Genomic DNA, 23,732 nt, shown 5'->3' with positions numbered 1-23,732 from the left:
GATACGGACGAAGTACCCCAGGGTGTTGACCGCTTCACATCAGGGGGGAGCCGGGGGCAAAACGGACAGTCGATCTACGAAAGGTGGTAGGAGGTCCGATTTGCCCTGTGCGGCTTGTCACCGCCGCGAGGGCGTGTACGGCCCACGCCCCGGGGCACGGTGCGGCCTGCACCACACACACGAAAGGGCGGCCCCGGGACCTTTCGGTCCCGGGGCCGCCCTTCACACCGCCAGGGGCGGCTCGCGCTTACGCGCCCTTGGAGAGGTCCGGGCCGGAGCCCGTCGCCTCGATCGGAGGCATGTCCGGCAGAGCCGTCTTCTCCTCGCCACGGAAGGTGAACTTGGCGTCCTCGCCCTCACCCTCCACACCCACGACCACGATGTGACCGGGGCGCAGCTCGCCGAAGAGGATCTTCTCCGACAGCATGTCCTCGATCTCGCGCTGGATGGTCCGGCGCAGCGGGCGCGCACCCATGATCGGGTCGTAGCCGCGCTTGGCCAGGAGCTGCTTCGCCTCGCCGCTGAGCTCGATGCCCATGTCGCGGTCCTTGAGGCGCTCGTCCACCTTGGCGATCATCAGGTCGACGATCTGGATGATGTCTTCCTGAGTGAGCTGGTGGAAGACGACCGTGTCGTCGACACGGTTGAGGAACTCGGGCCGGAAGTGCTGCTTGAGCTCTTCGTTGACCTTCGCCTTCATCCGGTCGTATCCGGTCTTGGTGTCGCCCTGGGCCGCGAAGCCCAGGTTGAAGCCCTTCGAGATGTCCCGCGTACCCAGGTTGGTCGTCATGATGATGACCGTGTTCTTGAAGTCCACGACCCGGCCCTGGGAGTCGGTCAGACGACCGTCCTCCAGGATCTGGAGAAGGGAATTGAAGATATCCGGGTGCGCCTTCTCGACCTCGTCGAAGAGGACGACGGAGAACGGCTTCCGGCGGACCTTCTCGGTCAGCTGGCCGCCCTCTTCGTAGCCCACGTAGCCGGGGGGCGAACCGAAGAGACGGGAAACCGTGTGCTTCTCGCTGAACTCCGACATGTCGAGGGAGATCAGCGCGTCCTCGTCGCCGAAGAGGAATTCGGCGAGCGTCTTGGAGAGCTCGGTCTTACCGACGCCCGAGGGGCCGGCGAAGATGAACGAGCCACCGGGACGCTTCGGGTCCTTGAGACCCGCACGGGTACGGCGGATCGCCTGCGAGAGGGCCTTGATGGCGTCCTTCTGGCCGATGACGCGACGGTGGAGCTCGTCCTCCATGCGCAGGAGCCGCGAGGACTCCTCCTCGGTCAGCTTGAAGACGGGAATGCCGGTCGCGGTCGCGAGGACTTCGGCGATGAGCTCACCGTCGACCTCGGCGACGACGTCCATGTCGCCGGCCTTCCATTCCTTCTCGCGCTTGGCCTTCGCCGCCAGCAGCTGCTTCTCCGAATCACGGAGCGAGGCCGCCTTCTCGAAGTCCTGGGAGTCGATGGCCGACTCCTTGTCCCGGCGGACGTTCGCGATCTTCTCGTCGAACTCGCGGAGGTCCGGCGGTGCGGTCATCCGGCGGATGCGCATCCGGGAGCCGGCCTCGTCGATCAGGTCGATCGCCTTGTCCGGCAGGAAGCGGTCCGAGATGTAGCGGTCCGCCAGGGTGGCCGCCTGCACGAGGGCCTCGTCCGTGATGGAGACGCGGTGGTGGGCCTCGTAGCGGTCGCGCAGGCCCTTGAGGATCTCGATCGTGTGGGGGAGGGAAGGCTCCGCCACCTGGATCGGCTGGAAACGGCGCTCCAGCGCCGCGTCCTTCTCGAGGTGCTTGCGGTACTCGTCCAGGGTCGTGGCACCGATGGTCTGGAGCTCACCACGGGCCAGCATGGGCTTGAGGATGCTGGCGGCATCGATCGCGCCCTCGGCGGCGCCCGCACCCACCAGGGTGTGGAGCTCGTCGATGAACAGGATGATGTCGCCGCGGGTGCGGATCTCCTTGAGCACCTTCTTGAGGCGCTCCTCGAAGTCACCGCGGTAGCGGGAACCGGCGACCAGGGCGCCCAGGTCGAGGGTGTAGAGGTGCTTGTCCTTGAGGGTCTCGGGCACCTCGCCCTTGACGATGGCCTGGGCCAGGCCCTCGACGACGGCGGTCTTGCCGACGCCGGGCTCGCCGATGAGCACCGGGTTGTTCTTGGTCCGGCGGGACAGCACCTGCATGACCCGCTCGATCTCCTTCTCGCGCCCGATGACCGGGTCGAGCTTGGATTCGCGGGCAGCCTGGGTGAGGTTGCGGCCGAACTGGTCGAGGACGAGCGAGGTCGAGGGGGTTCCCTCGGCCGGGCCGCCTGCCGTGGCCGACTCCTTGCCGCCTCCGGAGTACCCGGAGAGCAGCTGGATGACCTGCTGCCGGACCCTGTTCAGATCGGCGCCCAGCTTCACGAGGACCTGGGCGGCGACGCCCTCGCCCTCGCGGATCAGGCCGAGCAGGATGTGCTCGGTGCCGATGTAGTTGTGGCCGAGCTGGAGGGCCTCTCGGAGCGAAAGCTCCAGGACCTTCTTCGCCCGCGGGGTGAAGGGGATGTGGCCGGACGGGGCCTGCTGCCCCTGACCGATGATCTCCTCAACCTGCTGGCGAACAGCCTCGAGCGAAATCCCGAGGCTCTCCAGGGCCTTAGCGGCGACACCCTCACCCTCGTGGATCAAGCCCAGGAGGATGTGCTCGGTGCCGATGTAGTTGTGGTTGAGCATCCGGGCTTCTTCCTGAGCCAGGACGACAACCCGCCGCGCGCGGTCGGTGAACCTCTCGAACATCGTTTATCGCTCCTCAGAGCGGTCGGGCAGTTCGGGGTCGGTCCCCGCCCTGTCCTTCCGCATGCTAGTCCCGCGGGGCGGGACAGCTCATTCCAACTGCCGACATCCGTCCGCGGCTCACCCCCACGTTCTGTGGGAAAACCGGCCGTAAGAGCCGACAACTGCTCCAACCCGATGGTGCGAGACGATGTTCCCGCAGGCCAGGCAGATACCCGTCACACGTGTACGCCGATGGCGAACGGAACCCCCTCGAAGGCCGTTCACCTCGCCGTGTCGCCCCTATCCACTAGGAATGTCTTACCCCTAAGGACGAACCTTCCATGCCGGGGACCACGGTCGTCTCCGCTACGGGCGAACAGGCTTCCGTCTTCGAATGTGGGACTGAGCCCGTCGGACGTTTACGTTCCGCATTCTTCCGTACGCATGGCGTAACCCGGAGCCGAATCCGCAGTTGCTCGGGACATGGCACTCACCGCCGCCGGGAACACCCGCGGCCTCGCCGCCGTCCCACCGCCCCGGACCGCCCCCGGCGCGGAGTCCTACGCCGCCTGGTACGCCCGGGTGCCCGGCTGGACCCTGGCCGACGCGGCGCCCGCCCGGCTCGCCACCGGGACCGTGTTCGACGTACTGGAGCTGCCGGCCGACGCGGGGACGCAGGTGCTGCGCCGTCGGGTCGCCACCGGACCGGTGGCCGTCGCGGGCCGCCGGATGCGGTTCCTCGTGGCGCCCGGGGGCGCGGAGGAGCTGGACGGGCTCCTCGACTGGCTGGAATGGGGCGGGGTGGACCTCGACCTCACCGCGCTCGGCGAGGGGGGTCTGATCGCCGCCCCGGCGCCTCCCGGGCACCCCGCGGCGCACGGCCCTCGGGGGGCCGCGGTGTGGCTGCGGCCCCCCGAGCAGGGGTGCGAGGCATCACTGCCCGCCCTGCCCGGTCCGGGGCAGGGCGACGGGCCCGATCTCGTACGCCTGGTCGCCGCGGCGGCGACGGAGTGCCACAGGGCGCGCCTGCGGCGGCGTACGCCCCCGGCGGGGCGGGCCGGTGCCGTGGATCAGGCCCGGTTCTCGTAGGCCTCGCGGATCTCGGCGGGGACGCGGCCGCGGTCGTTGACCGTGAGGCCCTTGGCCTTCGCCCACGCGCGGATCTCCGCGGTGTCCGGGTTGCCGGACGTCGCGGCGGCGCGGCCCTTGGAACGGCCCGTGGCGGCACGGCCACCGGTGCGGCGGCCGCTCTTGGTGTAAGGGTCGAGCAGGCCGCGGAGCTTTTCAGCGTTGGCGGCGGTGAGGTCGATCTCGTAGGTCTTGCCGTCCAGAGCGAACGTCACGGTCTCGTCCGCCTCGCCACCGTCGAGGTCGTCGACAAGAAGGACCTGAACCTTCTGTGCCACCGGATTTCCTTTCATCGAAAATGCAGTACGCGGAAAGGAAACCGCTTTTGCCGGGAAAACACAAACCCCCGGCGAGAGGTTCAAGGCCGCCCCGGAGCGGGAAACGTACGCGATTCGGACATAGGCCACAGGTGTGCGGAGCCTCTAAAAGCGGCCGGGATCGAGCACCCACCGATCAGAGGTGCAGAAGCATCCGACTGTTGCCCAAGGTGTTCGGCTTCACTCGTTCGAGACCGAGGAACTCGGCGACGCCCTCGTCATAGGAACGCAGGAGCTCCATGTAGACATCGGTGTCGACCGCGGTCTCCCCGATCTCGACGAAGCCGTGCTTCGCGAAGAAGTCCACTTCGAAGGTGAGGCAGAAAACCCGGCTCACGCCGAGCCGGCGCGCGGTCTCCAACAACTGGGCCAGCACCCGGTGCCCTACGCCGGCGCCCTTCAACGCGCGGTCGACCGCGAGAGTGCGTACTTCGGCGAGGTCTTCCCACATCACGTGCAGAGCGCCGCAGCCGACGACCTGACCGTCGCTGTCGCGTTCCGCGACCCAGAACTCCTGGATGTCCTCGTAAAGGACCACGGGGGCTTTGTCGAGCAGGATCCGCTGCTGTACGTACTGGTCGAGCAGGCGGCGCAGTGCGGGAACATCGCCCGTGCGCGCGCGGCGGATGGTCACTGATTTAGCGTCTTCGGTGGAAAACTCTCCCATGCGGTGACGCTATCGCCCCGGCTCGGGCGGCCGCTCGCCGGTGTCCCCCGCGCCTTCCGCGGCCGGCGGGGGCGGCACTTCGCCGGTGGCGGGTTCCGCGGGCCCCTCGTCGTCATGGCTGACGATCCGTACGGCGTCGCGGAGGGCTTCGCGCTGTTCCTGGGACATCATGCCGAAGAAGGCCACGAGGGCGGCCGCCGGATTGTCGCTGGTCGACCAGGCCTCGTTCATCAGTGCGGCCGAGTAGGCGGCGCGGGTGGAGACCGCCGTATAGCGATAGGCGCGGCCTTCCGCTTCCCGCCGGACCCACCCCTTCTGATGGAGGTTGTCCATAACGGTCATGACCGTGGTGTACGCGATGGACCGTTCCTGCTGAAGGTCTTCCAGGACTTCACGAACGGTGACCGGGCGGTTCCACTGCCACACCCGTGTCATCACGGCGTCTTCGAGTTCTCCCAAGGGGCGAGGCACAACAGCACGATAGTGCGGGTTGTCAGGAATTGCCCGACTATTCGGAGGACAACGCGCGACAAGTGTGGGGCCCCGACTCGGTCGGGGCCCCACAGCTGTTCTCGGGCCGGTCCGCGGTGCCGGGCCGGTTCCCGGTCTCCCGGGGCCGGTTCCCGGTCCGCCGGGTCAGTTCCCGGTCTGCCGGGCCGTCTCGGCGCGGGCGAGTACGGCGTCCACCGCCGCGTCTTCCTTTGCCTTGTTGGCACCGCCCTGGCTCTTCACGATCGTCTTGACGAGGAAGATGAAGAACACGGCCATCACGAAGGGGGGCACGAGCGCGGAAACGTAGTCCATGCCCACCAGCGTAGCTATCCCGCCGCGCGGTCGTCCTTCGGGGGCGGGGTGGGCTTGCGGCGCGGCGGGAAGACCTCGCCCGGAGTGGGGATGGGCCGCTCCGGATGCGGCGCCGGCTTCTCGCCCGGCTGGGCGGGCTTCTCGGCGGGCCGCGGGGCGGGACCGGGCGCGGGCCTCGGCGGCGAGCGCCGCTCCTCCTCGCGGCCGCCGGCCAGGGCCAGCAGGCGGGTCCGGGGCGCGGGCGCGGTGGAGAGCCGGCGGCGCACGGAGCGCTCCGCGACCGTGCGGGCCCGCTCCAGTACCGCGGCGGCGACCGGGTTGGCGCGCAGCGCCCGAAGCGCGGCGAGGTCGTCGGGGACGGGCTCGTAGCCGGCGGCCAGGGCGTCCTGGAGCAGCTCCAGGTACCCGGGCAGGCTGCCCGGGAGGGCGGCTCTGTAGCGGGCCAGGTCGGCGAGGAGGAACTCTCTGAGCCGCCCCGCCTCCTGCACCGCGTCGTCCACCGACGCCGCGAGGCGCAGGCAGTCCTGGACCTCGCCGGCCGTCAGGGGGGCCGGGGAGGACTGGAGGGCGTGGGCGAGCGAACGCCTGAGCAGGTGCAGCTCAGCAGCGCTGAACGCCATGCCGCCGCGGGAACCGTAGGGCGTGGGCATGGGGCGAAGATACGCGCTAATCGGACAAAATCCCCCGATGTGGGCTCTTCCCGGCGCGCCGGGGGCCCTCCGTCGGCTCTTCCTACGGCTGCGCCTTGACCGCTTCCAGGAAGGCGGCCCAGGCCGCGTGGGTGGTGGCCAGGACCAGGTGGGCCGGGTCGGCGCGGTCCGCGACGCGGACCAGGACGCCCGGGGCGGAGGCGACGTAGACGCATGCGTCGCCGTCGCCGCAGTAGGACGACTTCTGCCAGGTGAGCCGAGCGGTCGCGGTCATGGTGTCTCCTCCGCCGGGGAAGGGTTCGGGTGTTTCCCGGAGGGACCGTAACCCCGGCGGGCGTGCGTTCCGGCCATTTCGGGGAAATTGCTCGTCGGTGAATTCCCCGTCCGGCCCGGGGTGCGGGGCCGGGCCGGACGCCGGAGCCGGTCGGTCGGTCGGGTCGGTCGGGTCGGGTAGGTCGGTCAGCCGGGCGGGCCGGCTAGTCGAAGTTGGGCGCGTTGCGCTCGTAGACCAGCCGCAGGCCGATCAGCGTCAGCCACGGCTCGTGGTCGTCGATCGCCGAGGACTCGCCGAGGACCATCGGGGCCAGGCCGCCCGTCGCGATGACGCGCACGTCGTCCGGCTCGCCGTGCGGGCCGGCCAGCTCCTTGGCCATGCGCGCGACGACCCCGTCCACCTGACCCGCGAAGCCGTACACGACGCCCGACTGCATCGCCTCGACCGTGGACTTGCCGATCACGTTGCGCGGGCGCGCCAGCTCGATCTTGCGCAGCTGGGCGCCCCGGACGCCCAGCGCCTCCATCGAGATCTCGATGCCCGGCGCGATCACCCCGCCCACGTACTCGCCCTTCGCCGACACCGCGTCGAAGGTGGTCGCCGTACCGAAGTCGACCACGATCGCCGGGCCTCCGTAGAGCTCGACGGCCGCGACCGCGTTGATGATGCGGTCCGCGCCGACTTCCTTCGGGTTGTCCATCAGGATCGGCACACCGGTCTTGATGCCGGGCTCCACCAGCACCGCGGGGACGTCGCCGTAGTACCGGCGGGTGACCTCGCGGAGCTCGTGCAGCACCGAGGGCACCGTCGAGCAGATGGCGATCCCGTGGATCCCGTCGCCCAGTTCGGTGCCGAGCATCGGGTGGGTGCCCATCAGGCCCTGCATCAGGACGGCCATCTCGTCGGCCGTCCGGCGCGGGTCGGTCGAGATCCGCCAGTGCTCGACGATCTCGTCGCCGTCGAACAGGCCCAGGACCGTATGGGTGTTGCCGACGTCGATGGTCAGCAGCATGGGTTACACCGCCCCGCGCAGATCGAGGCCGATGTCGAGGATCGGCGAGGAGTGCGTCAGCGCGCCGACCGCGAGGTAGTCCACGCCGGTCAGGGCGTAGTCGCGGGCGTTGTCCAGGCTGAGCCGGCCCGAGGACTCCAGGGTGGCGCGGCCGGCGACGAGGGCGACCGCCTCGGCCGTCTGGGCCACCGTGAAGTTGTCCAGCAGGATGAGGTCGGCGCCCGCCTCCAGGACCTCGCCGATCTGCTCCAGGGTGTCGACCTCGACCTCGATCGGGACCTCCGGGAAGGCCTCGCGCACGGCGGTGAACGCCTGCGCGACGCCGCCCGCCGCGACGACGTGGTTGTCCTTGACGAGCGCCGCGTCCGACAGGGACATGCGGTGGTTGACGCCGCCGCCGCAGCGGACCGCGTACTTCTCCAGCGCGCGCAGGCCCGGCGTGGTCTTGCGGGTGTCGCGGACCTTGGCCGTCGTGCCCTCCAGGGCGTCCGCCCAGCGGCGGGTGGCGGTCGCGATGCCGGACATCCGGCACAGGATGTTCAGCGCGCTGCGCTCGGCGGTCAGCAGGTCGCGGGTGCGGGAGCGCACGGACAGCAGCAGCTGACCGGCCTTGACGGCGTCGCCGTCCTCCGCGTGCCGCTCCACCTCGAACGCCTCGGTGCACACCATCGAGAACACGGCCTCGGCGACGCGCAGACCGGCCACGACGCCGTCCTCGCGGGCGACGAAGTCCGCCACGGCCTCGGCCTCTTCGGGCACGGTGGCGACGGTGGTGACGTCGACCCCGCCGTCCAGGTCCTCGGACAGCGCCATGTGCGCGATGTCCTCGACCTCGATGGGGTCCAGGCCGGCGTCGGTCAGCAGCTGGGCCAGCGCCGGGTCCAGGCCGGACTCCTCGCCGTCACCGCAGGCGCAGTCGTCGCCGCAACCGCCCTCCGACCGGTCGATGAGGGGGAGTTCGTCGTGCTGGTGGTCGTGCTCGTGCGTGCTCACGCTGACTGCTCCATGCTGTCGTTGACGGTGTCGGTGCCACGGGGGGGCCGCTGTACGGACGGGAAGTCCGCGGAGTCGGTGGGGGTGACGACCAGGGCCCGCTTCTCGGTCGCGGAGAGCCGGACGACGAGGTGGCGCCGCCAGTTCGCGTCGTCCCGGTCGGGGTGGTCCTCGCGCCAGTGGCAGCCGCGGGTCTCCTCGCGCCGCCGCGCGGCGGCGACCAGGACCCGGGCCACGCACAGGAGGTTGGTGGCCTCCCAGGTGTCGACGCCCGGTTCGGCGGTCTTGCCGTGCGCCTCGAGGTCGCCCAGGGCGGCCGCGTACAGGTCCTCGAGCGCGGCGGCGGCACCGGCGAGGGAGCCGGCGGAGCGCAGGACGCCCGCGCCGTCCGTCATGATGCGCTGGACCTCGTAGCGCGCCCCGGAGGGCTGGAGCGGGCCGGTGGCGGGGGCGGGAACGACCGGGGCGCCCCCGGCGGACGGGTTGGCGACGATGTCCTCGGCGATGCGCTCGGCGAAGACCAGGCCCTCCAGCAGGGAGTTGGAGGCGAGCCGGTTCGCGCCGTGCACGCCCGTGCAGGCGACCTCCCCGCAGGCGTACAGGCCGGGGACGGTGGTGCGGCCGTGCAGGTCGGTCCGTACGCCGCCGGACGCGTAGTGGGCGGCGGGCGCGACCGGGATGGGCTCGGTCACCGGGTCGATGCCGTGGGCGCGGCAGGCGGCGAGGATGGTGGGGAAGCGCTGTTCCCACATCTGGGCGCCGAAGTGCCGGGCGTCGAGGTACATGTGACTGGTGCCCTGCTCCTGCATGCGGCGCATGATGCCCTTGGCGACGATGTCGCGCGGGGCGAGCTCGGCGAGCTCGTGCTGGCCCACCATGAAGCGCACCCCGTCGGCGTCGACGAGGTGGGCGCCTTCGCCGCGGACCGCCTCCGACACCAGCGGCTGCTGGCCCTCGGCGTCCGGTCCCAGGAACAGCACCGTCGGGTGGAACTGGACGAACTCCAGGTCGGAGACCTCGGCGCCGGCGCGCAGGGCGAGGGCCACGCCGTCGCCCGTGGAGACGGCCGGGTTGGTGGTGGCGGAGAAGACCTGGCCCATGCCGCCGGTCGCGAGGATCACGGCCGGGGCGTGGACGGCGCCGACGCCGTCGTGCTGGCCTTCGCCCATGACGTGCAGGGTGACGCCGGCCGTACGGCCTCCGGCGTCCTGGAGGAGGTCCAGTACGAGGGCGTTCTCGACGGTACGGATACCGGCCGCCTGGACCGCCTCGACCAGGGCCCGGGAGATCTCGGCGCCCGTCGCGTCGCCGCCCGCGTGGGCGATCCGGCGGCGGTGGTGGCCGCCCTCGCGGGTCAGCTCGATCTCGCCCGTCTCGGCGGAGGTGTCGAAGACCGCGCCGGTCTCGATGAGCCGGCGTACGGCGTCGGGGCCCTCGGTGACCAGCAGCCGTACGGCCGCCTCGTCGCACAGGCCCGCCCCCGCCACCAGGGTGTCGTCCAGGTGCTGCTCGGGGGTGTCGCCGTCGCCGAGGGCGGCCGCGATGCCCCCTTGGGCCCAGCGGGTCGAGCCGTCGTCGAGCCGGGCCTTGGTGACCACGACCGTACGGCGGCCCGCGGCGGCGCAGCGCAGCGCCACCGTCAGGCCCGCGACGCCCGAGCCGACGACCACGACGTCGGCTTCGACGGCCCAGCCGGGGGCGGGGGCGTGCAGCCGTATGCCGGTGCCGGCGGTGCCTGTGCCTGGGGTGCTCACGTGTGTGCTCCGAACTCCAATGGGATGTTGTCGATCAGCCGGGTCGTGCCCACCTTCGCGGCGACGGCCAGGACGGCCTGGCCGGTGAAATCGGGGCCGACCTCGGTGAAGTCCTGCGGGTCCACCAGCGCGAGGTAGTCCAGGGCCAGCGGCGGGTCCTGGCGGCCGGCCTCCTCCAGCACGTGGCGGGCAGCCGCCCGGACGGCGTCGGGCAGGCCCGTGCCGGCGGCGGAGACCGCCACCGAGACGGCGTGCGCGTCGGCGGAGGCGCGGATCTCGCCGAGCCGGGCCAGGCCGGTGGCCCGCTGGTCACTGGCGGGGGCGGCCTCGGCGCGGGCGCGCAGGGCGGCCTGGGCGGCGAGGCGGTCGCGGCCCGCGAACAGGGCGCGGGAGAGGGCGAGGGCCGTGCGGCGCTCGGCGGGCGAGAGGTAGCGGTTGCGGGAGGACAGGGCGAGGCCGTCCTCCTCGCGGACGGTGGGTACGCCCACCACGTCCACCGCGAAGTTCAGGTCGGTGACCATCCGGCGGATCAGGGCCAGCTGCTGCGCGTCCTTCTGGCCGAAGAGGGCCAGGTCCGGGCGGGTGAGGTGGAGCAGCTTCGCGACGACGGTGAGCATGCCGTCGAAGTGGCCGGGGCGGGTGGCCCCTTCGAGGCGGCCGCCCATGGGGCCGGCGCTGATGCGTACCTGGGGGTCGCCGCCGGGGTAGACCTCGTCGACGGCCGGGGCGAACACGGCGTCGGCGCCCGCCCTGCGGGCGATCTCCAGGTCGGCGTCGAGGGTGCGGGGGTAGCGGTCGAGGTCCTCGTTCGCCCCGAACTGGAGGGGGTTGACGAAGACGGTGACCACGACCTGGCCGGTGGGGCCGGCCAGGTCCCGGGCGGTGCGGACCAAAGTGGCGTGGCCGTCGTGCAGGGCCCCCATGGTCATGACGACGGCGCGACGGCCGGTGCGCGGGAGCCGGTGCAGCGCGTCGGCGGTGTTCAGCAGCAGGGGGTGCTCGGTCATCGGCCGTCGCCCTCGGGGTCGGTTTCGGGGTCGGGGCTGGTCTCGCTCCCGGCCAGGGCGCCCAGCAGGTCCTCGGCGAGCTCCGGCTTGAGCAGACCGTGCGCCAGGGCGCGGTCGGCGGTGGTCCGGGCCATCGCGAGGTAGCCGGGGACGGCGGCCGGGGCGTGCTTGCGCAGCTCGGAGACGTGCGCGGCGACCGTACCGGCGTCACCGCGGGCCACCGGCCCGGTGAGCGCGGAGTCACCGGAGCGCAGGGCGTTGTCGAGGGCCGCGCCGAGGAGGGGGCCGAGCATCCGGTCGGGGTGCTCGACGCCGGCCTTGGCCAGCAGCTCCATGGCCTGGGCGACCAGGGTGACCAGGTGGTTCGCGCCGAGGGCGAGGGCGGCGTGGTAGAGCGGACGGTTCTCCTCCGCGATCCACTCGGGTTCCCCGCCCATCTCGATGACCAGGGCCTCGGCGGCGAGCCGCAGCTCGTCGGGGGCGGTCACGCCGAAGGAGCAGCCGGCCAGGCGCTGCACGTCGACCTCGGTGCCGGTGAAGGTCATCGCGGGGTGCAGGGCCAGCGGCAGGGCGCCCGCGCGCCGGGCCGGGTCCAGGACGGCGGTCCCGTAGCGCCCGGAGGTGTGGACGAGCAGCTGGCCTGGGCGGATCGCGCCCGTCTCGGCGAGGCCCTCGACGAGGCCGGGCAGGGCGTCGTCCGGGACGGTCAGGAGCACCAGGTCGGCGTGTTCGAGCACCCGCTCGGCCGGGACGACCGGCACGTCGGGCAGCATCCGGGCGGCCCGGCGGCGGGAGGCGTCGGAGACACCGGAGACGGCGACGGGGCGGTGCCCGGCCTGCTGGAGGGCGCGGGCCAGCGCGGGGCCGACCCGGCCGGCGCCGACGACGCCCACGGCGAGCCGGGCAGGGCGGTCGGACGGATCCCGGGGCTCCGTCTGATGGGCTGCGTTCACGCGGGGAATGCCTTCCGTTCCAGTCCGCGGGGGGTACCGGACGATACGCCGCCATGCTAGCCCCTGGGCGTGTCGGCCGGTCGGCGGCGGCCCGGCGATGATCAGGGCATGACGGATGACGAAGACCGGACGAAGCGGCTGGTGGCGGCGTGGCGACGGGCCGACCGGGTCCTGTCCCGGAGCCTGCTGGAGCCGACGGTGGGTGAGCTGCTGGCGATGCTGCCGGGACTGGCGGAGAGCGACCCGGACGAGGGCGTCGACGTGTACGGCGACGGGGTGGTGGCGCGGCTGGAGCAGCGCGTCGCGGAGCTGCTGGGGACGGAGGACGCGGCGTTCTTCCCGAGCGGGACGATGGCCCAGCAGGTCGCGCTGCGGTGCTGGGCGGGGCGGACGGGGAACCCGGTGGTGGCGCTGCACCCGATGAGCCACCCGGAGCTGTGGGAGAGCGACGCGCTGTCGGTGCTGGCGGGACTGCGGACGGTGCACCCCACGCGCGAGCCGCGGCAGCCGACGGCCCGGGAGGTCGCGGAGCTGGCGGAGCCGTTCGGCACGCTGATGCTGGAGCTGCCGCTGCGGGAGGCGGGGTTCGTGCTGCCGACGTGGGAGGAGCTCGTGGCGGTGGTGGAGACGGCCCGGGAACGGGATGCGGTGGTCCACTTCGACGGGGCCCGGCTGTGGGAGTCGACGGTGCGGCTCGGGCGGCCGCTGCCGGAGATCGCGGGGCTCGCGGATTCGGTGTACGTGTCGTTCTACAAGTCCCTCGGGGGGCTGAGCGGGGCGGCGCTGGCGGGCTCCGCGTCGCTCGTCGCGGAGGCGAGGGTCTGGCGGCACCGGTACGGGGGCCAGGTCTTCCGGCAGTTCCCGCAGGCGTTGTCGGCGCTGGCCGGCCTGGAGGTGGAGCTGCCGCGCCTGCCGTCGTACGTGGCCCAGGCGGGGGTGGTGGCGCAGGCGCTGCGGGAGGGCTTCGCGCAGGCGGGACTCGCGTGGTTCCGGGTGCATCCGGAGGTGCCGCACACGCACCAGTTCCAGGTGTGGCTGCCGTACGAGGCGGACCGGCTGACGGAGGCGGGGCTGCGGCAGGCGGAGGAGACGGGGTGCGTCCTGTTCCGCCGCTGGGCCCCCGCCGGGCCCCCGGGCTTGTCCATGACGGAACTCGAGGTCACCTCGCCGTCCCTGTCCTGGACCGCGTCGGACGTCCGAGCGGCGGTCGCGGACTTCACGGCCCGCCTGTAGCCGAACCATCCCCCACCCCGGCGGGGCCGTAGCCCCGGCCGGCCGGCCCCGTCCCCGAGTCGGCCGACCCCGGCCCGGCCGGCGTTCGGGCGCGGGGGCTCGGGCGGCCTCGGGGCGTTCCGCCTCGCCGGTGCTCGGGGAGCGGGGGCTCGGGCGCGGGCCCGGGGTCCCAGCCCCGCCGGCGCTCGGGGAGCGAAGGCCCCGGTGCGGGCCGGGGGTGTTCAGCCCCGCCGGCGTTCGGCGCGCGGGAGCTCCGGCGCGGTGCCGGGGTGTTCCAGCCCCGCCGGCGTTTGAGGCGCGGGGGTTCGGGGGCCGGCCCCCGCAGCGGCGGCGCGGTGGGCGCTGCGCGAAGCCGTCCCCTACCCGCCCTTCCACCGTTCCCCGGGCTCCGCCCGGACCCGCGCCTCAAACGCCGGCGAGGCTGGAACACCCCGGCACCGCGCCCCGAGCGGCGGCGAGGCTGGAATGCCTCGGGGCGGGGCCCCGGGACGATCCCGCTCCGCCGGGGGCGTCGCCCGGACGGCCCGTGTGGGGGGCGGGGGGCCGGGGGCCCGGGAGAATGGGGCGATGAGCGTCACCATCGACATCGCCGGGCTCCCCGCGGAGCGGATCCGCTTCGCGCCCTCCCCCCTCGCGGAACTCTGCATGGCCCTGCACGCGCTCTCCCAGCCCGCCCACCACCCCCGCCTCGCCCCCTGGGCCACCGCCACCGCCGCCGCGTTCGACCCCTGCCTCGCCGACCGGCTGCTGGAGGCCGACTTCCTCTGGCGCAGCTCCTTCTCCGACATCTTCATGCCCTTCGCCGGCACCCCCGGCGGCACCGGACTCCCCGCCGCGACCCTGGCCGAGGAGCTCGACGTGCTCGACGGCCTCGACGACGAGCGCTTCGTGACGGCCGCCCTCGAACACTGCTGGCTCGCGCTCTACAACGAGGGCGGCGCCCCCTCCCCCCTCAAGGACCCCTCCTCCCGCGCCCGGGTGCTGGAGGCCGCCGCCGCCCGCGGGCCCGCCCAGCTGCGGTTCTCGCGGCGGCTGCTGGACGACACCGCCGCCGTCCGCGTCTGGCTGCGCCGCCTCCTGGAGGACTGCGACGAGGCGTTCTTCGCCGAGACCTGGCAGCGGACCGGCCCCCAGCAGGCCGCCGACGCCCGCCACAAGACCGAGGTGCTGCGCCGCAAGGGCCTGTCCGCCGCGCTGCGGGAGGCCTCGGCGGCGCTGAGCGTCGACGAGGCCGGGACCACCATCACCGTCGACAAGATGGTCGACGGATCGGCCACCGCCACCGATCCCACCATCGGCGCCGGTCTGGTCCTCGTCCCCACCAACTTCGGCTGGCCGCACCTGCTCGTACTGCACGCCCCCGGCTGGCGACCGGTCGTCCACTACCCCCTCGGCTCCCCCGAACCGGCCTCGTCCCCCAGCTCGGTCGAGCTGCTGCGGCGCCGCATGGACGCCCTCGCGCACCCGATGCGGATGCAGCTGTGCCGCAGCCTGGCCAGGGCCCCGTACACCACCGGCGAGCTGGCCACCGTGTGCGGCATATCCGCCCCCGAGGTCTCCCGTCACCTCGCCGTGCTCAAGAAGGCCGGGCTGCTGCACACGCGCCGCCAAGGCCGTTACGCACAGCACCAGCTGGACCTGTCCGTGGTGGCCCGCATCGGGTCCGACTTCATCGAGGGGATCCTCCGCTGACCGCCGGCCGGCAACTCGCCTGGGACTGGCCGGAATTCGCAGTCTGGCGGGAGCGGCTCCCCGCTGCTTAACGTGCGTCCACCGTTCGGCCCGCCGCACCTTGCCGTGAAAGGACCTCCATGCCCTCACGCCGTATAGCCGCAGCCACCGCCGCCCTGGCCGCGCTGGCCCTGGCCTCCCCGCTGCTGCTCGCCGGGCCCGCCGGTGCCAGCAGCCCGCAGAGCGACGCCGCCAAGGGCGACGCGCTCGCGAAGAAGCTGGTCCGGGAGGCGACCGGCAAGGGCGCCGCCAACCACCTCAAGGTCTTCCAGTCGATCGCCGACTACAACAACGGCACCCGGGTGGCCGGCTCCAAGGGCCACGTGCAGTCCGCCCAGTACGTGGAAGCCGTGATGAAGGCGGCCGGGTACGAGGTCACGAAGAACGCGTTCGACTTCGTGTACGTCGAGACGGTCGCCGAGACGCTGAAGGTGGGCGGCGCCTCCCCGCGCGAGGTCCCCATCAAGCTGATGACGTACACCGCGAGCGGCCCGGCCGACGGCGTCACGGCGCGCCTCGCCGTCGTCCCCGTCGACGCGGACGGTACGAACGGCTGCGAGCCGGGTGACTTCGCCCCCGGCGCCTTCACCGGCCGCATCGCGCTCGTCAAGCGCGGCGGCTGCACCTTCGCCGTCAAGCAGGCCAACGCCGCGGCGGCCGGGGCGGTCGGCGCGGTCATCTACAACAACACCGAGGGCGCCCTGAACGGCACGCTCGGCGAGGCCGACGCGGGCAAGGTCCCCACCGGCGGCATCAGCCAGGCGGAGGGCGAGAAGCTCGCCGCCGAGGCCGCGGCAGGACCGGTCGAGGTCACCCTGGACATCCGCGAACTGCGCGAGAACCGCACGACGTACAACGTCATCGCCGAGACCCGCGGCGGCGACGAGAACAACACCGTCTTCCTCGGCGCGCACCTCGACTCGGTCGCGGCCGGCCCCGGCATCAACGACAACGGCTCCGGCTCGGCCGGCATCCTCCAGGTCGCGCAGCGCCTCGCGAGCAGCCAGACGAAGATCAAGAACAAGGTCAAGTTCGCCTGGTGGTCGGCGGAGGAGTTCGGCCTGCTCGGCTCCGAGGCGTACGTGGGCGGCCTGACGGACGCGCAGAAGAAGCAGATCCGGCTCTACCTGAACTTCGACATGATCGCCTCGCCGAACGGCGCCTACTTCGTCTACGACGGCGACGACTCGGACAAGGTCGGCTCCGGCCCCGGACCCGAGGGCTCGGCCCAACTGGAGAAGGGCATCACGGACTTCCTGGACGGGCGGAACATCCCGCACGAGGGTTCGGACTTCACCGGCCGCTCGGACTACGGCCCGTTCATCGAGGCCGGGATCCCCTCCGGTGGTACGGACACCGGGGCCGAGGGCATCAAGACGGCGGCGCAGGCCGCGAAGTTCGGCGGCCAGGCCGGTGTGGCCTACGACGTGAACTACCACGGCAAGGGCGACACCATCGCCAACATCGACCACAAGGCGCTCGACATCAACGTCGACGTCATCGCGAACGCGGTCGGCCACTACGCCTACGACCTGGCCCCGCTCGCCCGGCAGGTCTCCGCCCGGCACGCGGACGGCGGCGCGGCCGGCAGCGGCAGCGGCAGCGGTCTGCGCGAGGGCCACGGCCACGGCGTGACCCAGTAGTGCGGCGGGTCCGGCACGGGCGGCGCCGCGCGGCGTCAGCCCTGCCGGGCCCCGGAGCGGGACGGGCCCGGCAGGCCGGGCACCCCCCGCAACCCCACCGGCTGCACCAGCCACCCGAAGTCCCCGAGGCCGCCGCGCGCGGTGAGTTCGGCGGCCTCCCCGGCCGAGGCGAGGGCGCGCACGTACCCCGCCGGATCCGTCGACGCCAGCGTCAGCGGCGGGCGGGCGCCCGAGACGCCGAGGGCGGTCAGCGCCTCCCGCTGCGTGAGCAGGACCGCGCCCGGCCCCGCGCAGGCATCCAGGGCCACGTGCGCGGTGATGTCACAGCTGCCGTCCGGGACCGGCGCGACCTCCCGGCCGCCGCGGAATCCGGTCAAGGTGCCGTACGGGGGCCGGGCCCCGCAGGTGTGCGCGTAGTCCACCGCCACGGCCAGGCCCCGGTCGAGGGCCGCTACGGCCGCCGCCCAGGCCTCGTCGCGCGGGCGGCCGATCTCCGCCCGGCCCCCGTCCGGCCACCACCGCTCCAGCCAGGCCCGGTCCCGGTCCTCCAGCGGGCCGCCCGGGCCTTCCGTACCGTCGGGCGCGACCAGGACGTACCGCCCGTCCTCGGCGACCTCCAGCGGTACGTTGTCCAGCCACTCGTTGGCGAACAGCAGCCCCGTCGCCCCCTCGGGCGGCTCCGCGACCCAGCGGACGCGGGGGTCCAGCCCCTCGGGCCGGTCCGCGCGTTCCACCCCGTACGGGCGCACCCGCGCCGCCGTCGGCGCGGGCAGGGCGGCGAGCACCCCGGTCAGGAGTTCCCCGCGCCCGGCCCCCACGTCGACCAGGTCCAGCCGCTCCGGGCGGCCGAGGGCCTCGTCCACGGCGAGGAGGAGCCGGGCCACCGCGCCCGCGTAGAGCGGCGAGGCGTGCACGGAGGTACGGAAGTGCCCGGCGGGGCCGGGGCCCCGGGGGTCCACGTAGAAGCCGCCCGGTCCGTACAGCGCCGCCTCCATGGCGGCCCGCCAGCGGACCGGCCCGATCCCTTCACCCTGAGCGCTCATTCCCCACAGGCTAAGCTCACCCTCCACCTTGGGGAGTACGCCCCCTTCGCACGGATCGCCCCTGTGGTTGACTCCAGCACCTATCTCCTTTGCCTACGCTGGGTTACGTGCAGCGCCTTTACGATTTCCTCCGCAGACACCCGACAGGGGTCGACAGCTTCTGGGCCGTCCTCCTGTGCGGGATCGCGCTGCTGGACCTGGCGTCCGCCGGCCAGCGCGGCACGGCCGAGCGGCTCCTCACCGTCCCCTCGGTGATCGCGATGGGCGTCGTCATCGCGCTGCGCCGCAAGTGGACGCCGCAGATGTTCTGGCTGGCGGTGGGCACGGGCGCCTACCAGCTCGCCGCCGGGATCGAGGTGCACAACGGCGACTTCGGGATGCTGGTGATCCTCTACACCGTGGCCGCCTCGGGCGAGGTCTCGCGCCGGCTCTCGCGCTTCGCGTTCGCCGTCGGGCTGACCGCCGCGCCCCTGTACGCCCTGCGTTTCCACGTCGACAAGGGCGACACCAGCGACAACATCTTCTTCACCCTCTTCGCCATCGTCCCCTTCGCCCTCGCCTGGGTACTGGGCGACTCGCTGCGCACCCGCCGCGCCTACTACGCCCAGCTCGTCGAGCGGAACCAGCGCCTGGAGAAGGAGCGCGAGGCGCAGGCCAAGGTGGCCGTCGCCGCCGAGCGCGCCCGGATCGCCCGCGAACTGCACGACGTGGTCGCGCACAACGTCTCGGTGATGGTGGTCCAGGCGGACGGCGCCGCGTACGTGATGGACGTGGCACCGGAACAGGCCAAGGAGGCGCTCCAGACCATCTCGGGCACCGGCCGCCAGGCGCTGGCCGAGATGCGGCGGCTGCTGGGCGTGCTGCGCACCGGCGAGCCGCAGGAGTCCGAGGACTACGTGCCCCAGCCGGACGTCGAGCAGATCGAGGTCCTGGTCGAGCAGGTCCGCACGGCCGGGCTCGCCGTGGACTTCGCGGTCGAGGGCGCGCCGCGGCGGCTGCCGAGCGGGGTGGAGCTGACGGCGTACCGGATCGTGCAGGAGGCGCTGACCAATACGCGCAAGCACGGCGGCCCGGAGGCCAGGGCGAACGTCCGGCTGGTGTACTTCGACGACGGCCTCGGGCTGCTGATCGAGGACGACGGGCGGGGCGCCGCCCACGAACTGTACGAGGACGGCGGCGCGGACGGCGCCGGGCACGGACTGATCGGCATGCGGGAGCGCGTCGGTATGGTCGGGGGCACGCTGGACGCGGGCCCGCGGCCCGGCGGCGGCTTCCGGATCAGCGCGCTCCTCCCACTCAAGAAGAGGTGATTGATGTCCATCCGCGTGATGCTGGTCGACGACCAGGTCCTGCTGCGCACGGGCTTCCGCATGGTGCTGGCGGCCCAGCCGGACATGGAGGTCGTCGCCGAGGCCGGTGACGGCCTGGAGGCGCTGGAGGTGCTGCGGGCCACGAAGGTGGACGTGGTGCTGATGGACGTCCGGATGCCGAGGCTCGACGGGGTGGAGGCGACGCGGCGCATCTGCGAACCGGAGGAGCACCCCAAGGTGATCATCCTGACCACCTTCGACCTGGACGAGTACGCGTTCTCGGGCCTCAAGGCGGGCGCGAGCGGCTTCATGCTCAAGGACGTCCCGCCGGCGGAGCTGCTGGCCGCGATCCGCTCGGTGCACAGCGGCGACGCGGTGGTGGCGCCCTCGACGACCCGGCGGCTGCTGGACCGGTTCGCGCCGATGCTGCCGACCACCTCGCAGGAGCCCCGGAACAAGGAGATCGAGCGGCTGACGGAGCGGGAGCGGGAGGTCATGCTGCTGGTGGCGCAGGGCCTGTCGAACGGCGAGATCGCGGCCCGGCTGGTCCTGTCGGAGGCGACGGTGAAGACGCACGTGGGCCGCATCCTGACGAAGCTGGGCCTGCGCGACCGCGTCCAAGTGGTCGTCCTGGCCTACGAATCCGGCCTGGTCCGCGCGGGCAGCCCCCCGTCGGTCTGACCGGCCGAGGGCTGCCCGCGCCGGACGGCCCTCAGCCGAACTGGCCGGGCTGGTAGTCGCCGGCGGGCTGCTGGACGACGACGTTCAGCCGGTTGTAGGCGTTGATGAGGGCGATCAGCGACACGAGGGCGGCGAGCTGCTCCTCGTCGTAGTGCTTGGCCGCGTTCGCCCACGCCTCGTCCGTGACACCGCCCGCCGCGTCGGCGATGCGGGTCCCCTGCTCCGCCAGCTCCAGCGCGGCGCGTTCGGCCTCGGTGAACACCGTGGCCTCCCGCCACACCGCCACCAGGTGCAGGCGCAGCGGGGTCTCACCGGCGGCGGCGGCGTCCTTGACGTGCATGTCGGTGCAGAACCCGCACCCGTTGATCTGGCTCGCGCGGATCTTCACGAGTTCCTGCGTCGCGGCGGGCAGCGCCGAATCCGACACCGACTTGCCGGCCGAGTTGAGGTGCTTGAGGAACTTCCCGGCTGTCGCGTTGCCGAAGAGGTTCAAACGGGCGCTCATGGTGTTCTCCTCTGCCGTTACGGGGTTACACCGCTATGACCGGGCGGCGCGGCCCCGTGTGACAGAGGTCGATATGACGTACGTCACCTCCGCCGCGGAGGACGGGGGGCTCCGGCGGCGTCGGCGTCGGCGTCAGGTCATCCAGCGGTCCGGGCGCGCCGTGGCGCGGGAGGTGCGGGAGCGGTCCGCCTGGGCGTGGAGGAGGGCGGAGGCCTCGGGGGCCGGGCGGAGGCGGGCCGTCACCGTGCCGTTGGCGCCGGTGTCGACGTGGACGTCGGCCACGCCGTGGAGCCGCTTCCACGGACCCCGGGTGAGTCTCACGCTCTGCACCTTGGCGTGCGGAACGATCTCCGTACGGCGGCACAACAGCCCCCGCCGGGCGGCGAACACGTCCGCGGAGACGGCCACGCCGTAGCCCCGCCACCACACCGGGACCACCCAGCGCGCCCCCGCCCCCGTGGCGGGGGAGAAGCCGAGTGCCGTCAGGTCCACGCCAGGGAGCACGCGCGCGATCACCTCGTACGCGGCGGCCCGCGCGGCGACCGGCACCAGGACGTCGTTCTTCGAGCCCGCCACCGCCAGCTCCACCCGTACCCAGCCGCGCCACCGCCACAGCAGCGGCTCGACGATCCGTACGGTCTGTACCCGGCCCGGCGGCACCGTCTCGTGGGCCCGGTCCAACAGCCCGTGGTCGAGCCGCAGCCCGTCGGGGGACTCCGCGACCGTCCAGTCGTACTCGGTCAGGAACCGGCCCGCGCTGCTGCTCCAGGCCCAGCCGAGCAACGGCAGCAGGGCCGCCGCGGCCGCCCAGGGGTTGGCGCTGAACCACCACACCGCCACCGGCACGAGCAGCCCGCCGGTCACCGCCGCCAGCACGCCCAGGCTCAGCAGCAGGGAGACCACCAGCTCGCGCGGCCCGACCCGGAGCAGCGCACGCTCCGGCGCCTCGCCCAGGGCGACCGCCTCGGCCGGGGCGAAGCCGGCGGCCCGTGCGAGGAGTTCGGCGCGCAGCGCGGCGGCGTCCTTCTCGCCCAGGTATGCCAGCTCGTCCTTGTCGTCGGCGCCGATGACGTCGATCCGCAGCTTCGCGACCCCGGCGAGCCGGGCCAGCATCGGCCGCGTGACGTCCACCGCCTGGATCCGGTCGAGCCGGATGTGGGCGGTACGGCGGAAGAGGAGCCCGCTGCGGATGCGCAGCTCGGTGTCGGTGACGGCGTAGTGCGTGAACCACCAGCTCAGCAGCCCGTACGTGCCGAAGACGAGGAGCAGGGCGACGAGGAGCAGGAAGCGGAACGACACGGGCAGCTCCGTGATCCACTCCTCCGCCCGGTCGCCCTGCTGCGCGAGCGCGCCGATGACGGCCGCGATCGGGACCCAGGCGCGCAGCAGCGGGGTCAGCGGGTGCAGCCGTCGCTCGTACGCGGCTCCCGCCACCGGGACGCCCACCGCCTCCGCGGCCCCGGCGGTCGGGCCGCCCACCGCCTCCGCCGTACCCCCGGCCTCACCGCCCGCCCGGCTCACAGGCCCGCCGATCTGGCTTCGCCCAGCTCCGTCAGCCGGTCGCGCAGCCGCTCGGCCTCGCCCGGCACCAGCCCGGGGATCTTGGCGTCGGTCGCCGCGGCCGCCGTGTGCAGCTGCACGGAAGCCAGCCCGAACCGCCGCTCCAGCGGGCCGGAGGTCACCTCCACCAGCTGCATCCGGCCGTACGGCACCACCGTCTGGGCCTGCCACAGCACCCCCCGGCTGATCAGCAGGTCGTCGGCGCGCTCCGCGTACCGCCAGGACCGCCAGTTCCGCCCGAGCAGCACCCAGGCCCAGGCCGCCGCCACCAGCCACAGCGCCCCGCAGGCCGCCCACGCCGGGCCGGCCGCCAGGCCCAGGACGACCCCCGTCGCCGCCGCGAGGAGCACCGCCCAGAACCCCAGCAGGAGCCGGCGCAGCCTGAGCAGGCCGTCCGGCAGCCCCACCCAGTCGGGGCGGCTCGTCCCGCCGCTCGTCCCTGTTTCCATGGGCACAGGGTAGGGGGGTGTCCCACCGTTCGGACCGGGCCGGGCCTGACCGGTGGGACACCCCCGGAGGCTGAGACAATGCGGCCATGACGGAGACCACGGTCGGCATCGGCGGAGCGGCGGAAAGCACCGACATGGTGCTCAACATCGGACCGCAGCACCCTTCCACGCACGGCGTCCTGCGCCTGCGCCTCGTCCTGGACGGCGAGCGCATCGTCAGTGCCGAACCGGTGGTCGGGTACATGCACCGCGGCGCCGAGAAGCTCTTCGAGGCCCGCGACTACCGGCAGATCGTGATGCTGGCCAACCGGCACGACTGGCTGTCCGCGTTCTCGAACGAACTCGGCGTGGTCATGGCCGTCGAGCGGATGCTGGGCATGGAGGTCCCGGAGCGGGCCGTGTGGATGCGGACCCTGCTCGCCGAGCTGAACCGGGTACTGAACCACCTGATGTTCCTCGGGTCGTACCCGCTCGAACTCGGCGGGATCACCCCGATCTTCCACGCGTTCCGCGAGCGCGAGGAGCTCCAGGCCGTCATGGAGGAGATCTCCGGCGGCCGGATGCACTACATGTTCAACCGGGTCGGCGGCCTCAAGGAGGACCTTCCGGCCGGCTGGCTCGGCCGGGCCCGCGCCGCGATCGCCGACGTCCGCACCCGCATGGACGTCTACGACAAGCTGGTCCACGGCAACGAGATCTTCCGCGGCCGCACGCGCGGGGTCGGCGTGCTGTCGGCGGAGGCCGTGCACGCGTACGGGGTCTCCGGCCCGATCGCCCGCGCCTCCGGCGTCGACTTCGACCTGCGCCGCGACGAGCCGTACCTGGCCTACGGCGAGCTCCAGGACGTCCTCGAGGTGGTCACCCGCACCGAGGGCGACTGCCTGGCCCGCTTCGAGGTGCTGCTCGACCAGACGCACAACGCCCTCGACCTCGCCGAGGCCTGCCTGGACCGGATGGCGGAGCTGCCGCCGGGGCCGGTCAACCAGCGCCTGCCGAAGGTCCTCAAGGCGCCCGAGGGGAGCACGTACGCGTGGACCGAGAACCCGCTCGGCATCAACGGCTACTACCTCGTCTCGAAGGGCGAGAAGACGCCCTACCGGCTGAAACTGCGGTCGGCGTCCTTCAACAACATCCAGGCGCTCGCGGTGCTGCTGCCGGGACAGCTGGTCGCGGACATGGTGGCGATCCTCGGCTCGCTGTTCTTCGTGGTCGGCGACATCGACAAGTAGCGCTCGGTCGAGCGGGCGCAGACACGGGGGCGACCTG

The 23,732-nt window shown here is 72.8% G+C and carries 23 protein-coding genes; 7 read left to right on the top strand and 16 right to left on the bottom strand.

The annotated features are described in order from the left end of the window. Window positions 1-247: 247 nt before the first annotated feature. Window positions 248-2,773: an ATP-dependent Clp protease ATP-binding subunit gene (locus OG861_RS17790; protein WP_190185936.1), complete on the bottom strand. Its 2,526-nt coding sequence runs from the start codon at window positions 2,771-2,773 to the stop codon at window positions 248-250. 462 nt (window positions 2,774-3,235) lie between these two features. Between OG861_RS17790 and OG861_RS17785 the strand changes: the two genes are divergently transcribed. Beyond that, window positions 3,236-3,841 carry an SCO3374 family protein gene (locus tag OG861_RS17785; RefSeq protein ID WP_329196146.1) on the top strand — a complete coding sequence of 202 codons (606 nt, stop codon included), beginning with the start codon at window positions 3,236-3,238 and terminating at the stop codon, window positions 3,839-3,841. Here the strand turns inward: OG861_RS17785 and OG861_RS17780 are convergent. The 11 genes from OG861_RS17780 to OG861_RS17730 all read right to left on the bottom strand — a co-directional run bounded on the left by OG861_RS17780 (window position 3,823) and on the right by OG861_RS17730 (window position 12,311). Further along, complete coding sequence (locus tag OG861_RS17780; protein WP_329196147.1) at window positions 3,823-4,158, bottom strand: histone-like nucleoid-structuring protein Lsr2; 336 nt, start codon at window positions 4,156-4,158, stop codon at window positions 3,823-3,825. The genes OG861_RS17785 and OG861_RS17780 overlap by 19 nt on opposite strands. Window positions 4,159-4,333: 175 nt before the next feature. Continuing rightward, window positions 4,334-4,864 (bottom strand): amino-acid N-acetyltransferase, encoded by a 531-nt coding sequence (locus OG861_RS17775; RefSeq protein WP_329196148.1) that lies wholly within the window; start codon window positions 4,862-4,864, stop codon window positions 4,334-4,336. A gap of 9 nt (window positions 4,865-4,873) precedes the next feature. After that, window positions 4,874-5,335, bottom strand: a complete 462-nt coding sequence (locus OG861_RS17770) for a BlaI/MecI/CopY family transcriptional regulator (RefSeq protein ID WP_329196150.1) — start codon at window positions 5,333-5,335, stop codon at window positions 4,874-4,876. A 165-nt stretch (window positions 5,336-5,500) separates the two neighbouring features. Further along, window positions 5,501-5,668, bottom strand: coding sequence for a hypothetical protein (locus OG861_RS17765; RefSeq protein ID WP_329196152.1), 168 nt, complete (start codon window positions 5,666-5,668; stop codon window positions 5,501-5,503). Window positions 5,669-5,682: 14 nt separating this feature from the next. Further along, the gene (locus OG861_RS17760) at window positions 5,683-6,288 is read right to left on the bottom strand and encodes a hypothetical protein (RefSeq protein ID WP_329202289.1); all 606 of its coding nucleotides are present in this window, start codon (window positions 6,286-6,288) and stop codon (window positions 5,683-5,685) included. A gap of 112 nt (window positions 6,289-6,400) precedes the next feature. After that, complete coding sequence (locus OG861_RS17755; RefSeq protein WP_190185941.1) at window positions 6,401-6,592, bottom strand: DUF397 domain-containing protein; 192 nt, start codon at window positions 6,590-6,592, stop codon at window positions 6,401-6,403. Window positions 6,593-6,794: 202 nt separating this feature from the next. Beyond that, complete coding sequence (locus OG861_RS17750; RefSeq protein WP_190185942.1) at window positions 6,795-7,604, bottom strand: type III pantothenate kinase; 810 nt, start codon at window positions 7,602-7,604, stop codon at window positions 6,795-6,797. 3 nt (window positions 7,605-7,607) lie between these two features. Next, a complete protein-coding gene (gene nadC / locus OG861_RS17745) occupies window positions 7,608-8,597 on the bottom strand; it encodes a carboxylating nicotinate-nucleotide diphosphorylase (protein WP_329196156.1) in 990 nt (329 codons plus the stop codon). After that, window positions 8,594-10,351 (bottom strand): L-aspartate oxidase, encoded by a 1,758-nt coding sequence (locus OG861_RS17740; protein ID WP_329196158.1) that lies wholly within the window; start codon window positions 10,349-10,351, stop codon window positions 8,594-8,596. Before OG861_RS17740 ends, nadC begins: the two co-directional genes overlap by 4 nt. After that, the gene (panC, locus tag OG861_RS17735) at window positions 10,348-11,358 is read right to left on the bottom strand and encodes a pantoate--beta-alanine ligase (RefSeq protein ID WP_329196159.1); all 1,011 of its coding nucleotides are present in this window, start codon (window positions 11,356-11,358) and stop codon (window positions 10,348-10,350) included. Before panC ends, OG861_RS17740 begins: the two co-directional genes overlap by 4 nt. Beyond that, a complete protein-coding gene (locus tag OG861_RS17730; protein WP_329196161.1) occupies window positions 11,355-12,311 on the bottom strand; it encodes a Rossmann-like and DUF2520 domain-containing protein in 957 nt (318 codons plus the stop codon). Before OG861_RS17730 ends, panC begins: the two co-directional genes overlap by 4 nt. A gap of 108 nt (window positions 12,312-12,419) precedes the next feature. On the opposite strand from OG861_RS17730, the gene OG861_RS17725 reads away from it, so the two are divergent. From OG861_RS17725 to OG861_RS17715, 3 genes are all read left to right on the top strand, one after another. After that, a complete protein-coding gene (locus tag OG861_RS17725; protein WP_329196162.1) occupies window positions 12,420-13,544 on the top strand; it encodes a threonine aldolase family protein in 1,125 nt (374 codons plus the stop codon). Window positions 13,545-14,111: 567 nt separating this feature from the next. Continuing rightward, a complete protein-coding gene (locus tag OG861_RS17720) occupies window positions 14,112-15,236 on the top strand; it encodes a DUF5937 family protein (RefSeq protein WP_329196164.1) in 1,125 nt (374 codons plus the stop codon). 119 nt (window positions 15,237-15,355) lie between these two features. Continuing rightward, window positions 15,356-16,918, top strand: coding sequence for a M28 family metallopeptidase (locus OG861_RS17715; protein ID WP_330261813.1), 1,563 nt, complete (start codon window positions 15,356-15,358; stop codon window positions 16,916-16,918). 35 nt (window positions 16,919-16,953) lie between these two features. Here OG861_RS17715 and OG861_RS17710 read toward each other — a convergent pair whose 3' ends face one another. Next, window positions 16,954-17,961 carry an SAM-dependent methyltransferase gene (locus OG861_RS17710; RefSeq protein ID WP_329196168.1) on the bottom strand — a complete coding sequence of 336 codons (1,008 nt, stop codon included), beginning with the start codon at window positions 17,959-17,961 and terminating at the stop codon, window positions 16,954-16,956. A gap of 107 nt (window positions 17,962-18,068) precedes the next feature. On the opposite strand from OG861_RS17710, the gene OG861_RS17705 reads away from it, so the two are divergent. Beyond that, the gene (locus tag OG861_RS17705) at window positions 18,069-19,271 is read left to right on the top strand and encodes a sensor histidine kinase (protein WP_329196170.1); all 1,203 of its coding nucleotides are present in this window, start codon (window positions 18,069-18,071) and stop codon (window positions 19,269-19,271) included. 3 nt (window positions 19,272-19,274) lie between these two features. Next, window positions 19,275-19,952, top strand: coding sequence for a response regulator transcription factor (locus OG861_RS17700; protein ID WP_329196171.1), 678 nt, complete (start codon window positions 19,275-19,277; stop codon window positions 19,950-19,952). A 31-nt stretch (window positions 19,953-19,983) separates the two neighbouring features. Here the strand turns inward: OG861_RS17700 and OG861_RS17695 are convergent, their stop codons facing one another. From OG861_RS17695 to OG861_RS17685, 3 genes are all read right to left on the bottom strand, one after another. Further along, window positions 19,984-20,457 carry a carboxymuconolactone decarboxylase family protein gene (locus OG861_RS17695; RefSeq protein WP_329196173.1) on the bottom strand — a complete coding sequence of 158 codons (474 nt, stop codon included), beginning with the start codon at window positions 20,455-20,457 and terminating at the stop codon, window positions 19,984-19,986. A 132-nt stretch (window positions 20,458-20,589) separates the two neighbouring features. Continuing rightward, on the bottom strand, window positions 20,590-21,936 hold the full coding sequence (locus OG861_RS17690; RefSeq protein ID WP_443056546.1) for a PH domain-containing protein: 1,347 nt from the start codon (window positions 21,934-21,936) through the stop codon (window positions 20,590-20,592). A gap of 38 nt (window positions 21,937-21,974) precedes the next feature. Next, a complete protein-coding gene (locus tag OG861_RS17685) occupies window positions 21,975-22,466 on the bottom strand; it encodes a PH domain-containing protein (RefSeq protein WP_329196175.1) in 492 nt (163 codons plus the stop codon). Between the two features lie 86 nt (window positions 22,467-22,552). Here OG861_RS17685 and OG861_RS17680 point away from each other — a divergent pair, with 86 nt between their 5' ends. Beyond that, window positions 22,553-23,695, top strand: a complete 1,143-nt coding sequence (locus OG861_RS17680) for an NADH-quinone oxidoreductase subunit D (RefSeq protein WP_329196177.1) — start codon at window positions 22,553-22,555, stop codon at window positions 23,693-23,695. The last annotated feature ends 37 nt before the right edge of the window (window positions 23,696-23,732 follow it).

Origin of the sequence: Streptomyces sp. NBC_00539, from assembly GCF_036346105.1 — a bacterium.
GTDB lineage: Bacteria > Actinomycetota > Actinomycetes > Streptomycetales > Streptomycetaceae > Streptomyces.
This window is presented reverse-complemented; position numbering and strand designations above follow the sequence as displayed.

Bases quoted from the DNA above. Each gene is read 5' to 3' on its own strand.
- OG861_RS17790 (WP_190185936.1), bottom strand. From the start codon at position 2,773: ATGTTCGAGAGGTTCACCGACCGCGCGCGGCGGGTTGTCGTCCTGGCT.
- OG861_RS17785 (WP_329196146.1), top strand. From the start codon at position 3,236: ATGGCACTCACCGCCGCCGGGAACACCCGCGGCCTCGCCGCCGTCCCA.
- OG861_RS17775 (WP_329196148.1), bottom strand. From the start codon at position 4,864: ATGGGAGAGTTTTCCACCGAAGACGCTAAATCAGTGACCATCCGCCGC.
- OG861_RS17765 (WP_329196152.1), bottom strand. From the start codon at position 5,668: ATGGACTACGTTTCCGCGCTCGTGCCCCCCTTCGTGATGGCCGTGTTC.
- OG861_RS17760 (WP_329202289.1), bottom strand. From the start codon at position 6,288: ATGGCGTTCAGCGCTGCTGAGCTGCACCTGCTCAGGCGTTCGCTCGCC.
- OG861_RS17755 (WP_190185941.1), bottom strand. From the start codon at position 6,592: ATGACCGCGACCGCTCGGCTCACCTGGCAGAAGTCGTCCTACTGCGGC.
- OG861_RS17750 (WP_190185942.1), bottom strand. From the start codon at position 7,604: ATGCTGCTGACCATCGACGTCGGCAACACCCATACGGTCCTGGGCCTG.
- panC (WP_329196159.1), bottom strand. From the start codon at position 11,358: ATGACCGAGCACCCCCTGCTGCTGAACACCGCCGACGCGCTGCACCGG.
- OG861_RS17725 (WP_329196162.1), top strand. From the start codon at position 12,420: ATGACGGATGACGAAGACCGGACGAAGCGGCTGGTGGCGGCGTGGCGA.
- OG861_RS17720 (WP_329196164.1), top strand. From the start codon at position 14,112: ATGAGCGTCACCATCGACATCGCCGGGCTCCCCGCGGAGCGGATCCGC.
- OG861_RS17715 (WP_330261813.1), top strand. From the start codon at position 15,356: ATGCCCTCACGCCGTATAGCCGCAGCCACCGCCGCCCTGGCCGCGCTG.
- OG861_RS17710 (WP_329196168.1), bottom strand. From the start codon at position 17,961: ATGAGCGCTCAGGGTGAAGGGATCGGGCCGGTCCGCTGGCGGGCCGCC.
- OG861_RS17700 (WP_329196171.1), top strand. From the start codon at position 19,275: ATGTCCATCCGCGTGATGCTGGTCGACGACCAGGTCCTGCTGCGCACG.
- OG861_RS17695 (WP_329196173.1), bottom strand. From the start codon at position 20,457: ATGAGCGCCCGTTTGAACCTCTTCGGCAACGCGACAGCCGGGAAGTTC.
- OG861_RS17685 (WP_329196175.1), bottom strand. From the start codon at position 22,466: ATGGAAACAGGGACGAGCGGCGGGACGAGCCGCCCCGACTGGGTGGGG.
- OG861_RS17680 (WP_329196177.1), top strand. From the start codon at position 22,553: ATGACGGAGACCACGGTCGGCATCGGCGGAGCGGCGGAAAGCACCGAC.